The organism is Flavobacterium sp. (assembly GCF_040382755.1).
Taxonomy (GTDB): domain Bacteria; phylum Bacteroidota; class Bacteroidia; order Flavobacteriales; family Flavobacteriaceae; genus Flavobacterium.
In genome coordinates, this window is the sequence record NZ_JBEIET010000246.1 from 1 (window position 1) to 1,632 (window position 1,632).

The following is a 1,632-nucleotide window of genomic DNA, read 5'->3' on the forward strand; positions in this document are numbered from 1 at the left end:
TGATGAAAACTATATAAATTAGAAGAGATTAAAAAGCTTAAAATTATTATTGTTTATAGTTATTCCTTTATTTAATGGTAATTTGTCCGTTCATTAGCATGGGAAGTAACCAATCTCTTAGTTGGGTTAGTTGTTGATTTTGTTTTTGATTATTCAAAATAATTTGGTTGTATTTAGAAATCATTAAATCATATTTTTTGAGATGTTCTTCATTTGGATAAACAAGTTTTAAATTAAATAAGTCATCTTTAGTGATTGATCCAAATGTTGTTCCTGAATTATCAAGATGATCAAATATTGTTTTAAAATACTTCATTACATAAAAAAGATAGGAATTAAATTCATATTTACTTCTGATAGCTGCAAGACCACGACCAATACAGCAATCATTATCTGCAATATTTAATGTACCAACTGGCGCTCTAACACTTAAAAGTATATCTCCTTTTTTAGCCATACGATTTGGTTCATTAGTATATTGTCTAACTATTGGAAATCTCCAGCCAAAATCAGTTGAACCTTGAAAAAATATTTCACCTTTTTTTTCTTCATTATAAGATGAACCAGCAGGAGATTGTCCCATTGTAATATCTGCAATATTTGCTAATATTTTAACTTCCCAACCCGCAGGAATTTCTCGCTTAAGCTCCTGATTATACACCATTTTACCGCCAGAGGATTTGTAAGGCTTGCTGTTTTCATCGGGAAAATCAAACTGCACAAACCAATAATCATATATTGTTTTAGCTAGATTCTCTAATTCTGAATTAATGCGATTATTAAGTTCTATTTTGTTATCAAGAGAAGAAAGAATAGATGCTATTTTATCTTGATAAACTTTATTGGGTATTTTAAATTTTAATTGTGTTAAATAATCAATATTTATATTGTCTTGTATACTACCAGTTGCAGAATTTTGAATAGATTTCTTAATGTAAGTAAATACATAGTGCATGAATAATTCTGAAGATTCATGTGGATAGGCATTAAAACCTACAACACTATCAGGAAAACACATTGGATAAGCTAATAAAGCAGTTTCAGCTATATTAGCTGCAATCGTTATACACAATGTATTTTTTTTCCATAACTTACTTTGACTTAATCCAATTTCATTATAAGCCTCTTTGTGTTGTTGAATATATAAATTAGCTTCTTTAATATCTCCTGTTTGTACTAAAGGATAAATACCATTTTCAAATAAAACTTGATCATTTCTTGGTCTATGTTTTGATTTTCCTCGCTGGAATTTTCCTAATTCACTTAAATTTTTATCTTGCCAATGTTTATTAAATTTTGATTCATTAAATTTCATATCGTAATCCCCCTAACTGCTTCTTAATCTCATCCTCTAACTTCCTAGACTCACTAAAAAGACTATTTAAATTATTAGTAAAACTCTTAATTTTCTCCTCAAACTCCTCTGGAGTAATATCTGTATACTCAATCTTCACATCAAAATATTGCCCCGCACTGAGAGAATAATTTTTTTCTGCAATTTGATCATAACTCACCACCACAGAAAAATCATCAATCGCTTTCTTATCATTAAAACTTGTAATAATTTGATTTTCTTCCGCTTCCGTTAAAACTGTTTTTTGATTCTTCCCATCTTTCACAGTTTCACCTAAA

At 28.7% G+C, this 1,632-nt stretch carries 2 protein-coding genes; both read right to left on the bottom strand.

Annotation, left to right across the window (positions count from 1 at the left end; translation table 11 throughout):
• Nucleotides 1–67: 67 nt before the first annotated feature.
• Entirely contained in the window at nt 68–1,315 is a 1,248-nt protein-coding gene (locus ABWO04_RS11760) for a restriction endonuclease subunit S (RefSeq protein WP_353079876.1), read from the bottom strand.
• On the bottom strand, nt 1,305–1,632 hold a 328-nt coding region (locus ABWO04_RS11765; RefSeq protein ID WP_353079877.1), incomplete at its 5' end, for an N-6 DNA methylase. The genes ABWO04_RS11765 and ABWO04_RS11760, both read right to left, overlap by 11 nt.

What these genes read in the sequence shown, in the direction of transcription:
- ABWO04_RS11760 (WP_353079876.1), bottom strand. Translation starts at nt 1,315, where the DNA reads ATGAAATTTAATGAATCAAAATTTAATAAACATTGGCAAGATAAAAAT.